The organism is Sedimentibacter sp. B4 (assembly GCF_000309315.1).
In the GTDB taxonomy this organism is placed as follows: Bacteria; Bacillota; Clostridia; order Tissierellales; family Sedimentibacteraceae; genus Sedimentibacter; species Sedimentibacter saalensis.
The window spans coordinates 1-643 of sequence record NZ_CANG01000984.1; the positions used below are offsets into that span (position 1 = coordinate 1).

The window sequence follows — 643 nt, forward strand, 5'->3', positions numbered from 1 at the left end:
GATCGTCGCGACCAGGGCGCGGCCGTGGGATTCCCCTGCGGTCAGGTAGCGCAGCATTCGGTGCCGACCCCTACTTGCCGTTGCACTTGTCGCGGTTGGCCTGCGAGGCCATGCACCACTGCTGGTACTTGGCCTGGGCCGCCTGCTGGCCGGCGAGGTCCTGGGAGAACACGGTCTCACCCGTGTCCAGGTTCACCACCATGAAGTACAACCACGACCCGTCGGCCGGGTGGATGGCGGCCTCGAGCGACTTCCGCGAGGGCGAGGTGATGGCCCTTCGGCAGGCCCTTGACGTAGTACGTGTTCCAGGCCGACTTGAGCGCCCGTTCCTTCGCGGTGGTCGCGACCCGGCCGGTGATCTTGTTCGCGTAGGCGACGGTGGCGTCCGACTGCAGCTTCCCGACCGGCCACAGACTCGGGTTGAGGCGGTTCAGGAACACCCGTGCGATCTTCGCGCGGTCCTCGGCGTTGGGTCCGGCTTCCTTCTCGATGATGCTCGCAAGAACGACCACCTGGTAGGCGGAGAGGTGCAGCGCGGTCGCCCCACCCTGCAGGCCGATGTCGTCGGCCACGTTGTTGAACTGGTCGGTGGCGAGCTTCAGCACCGACTTCGCGGTCGGCTTGTCGGGGATCTCGTAGGTGT

Annotated in this window: 1 pseudogene; it reads right to left on the reverse strand. The window is 66.7% G+C overall.

Annotated elements, in window-relative coordinates:
* Nucleotides 1-70: 70 nt before the first annotated feature.
* Nucleotides 71-605, reverse strand: a pseudogene (gene mltG / locus BN358_RS24885) (endolytic transglycosylase MltG).
* Nucleotides 606-643: the final 38 nt, after the last annotated feature.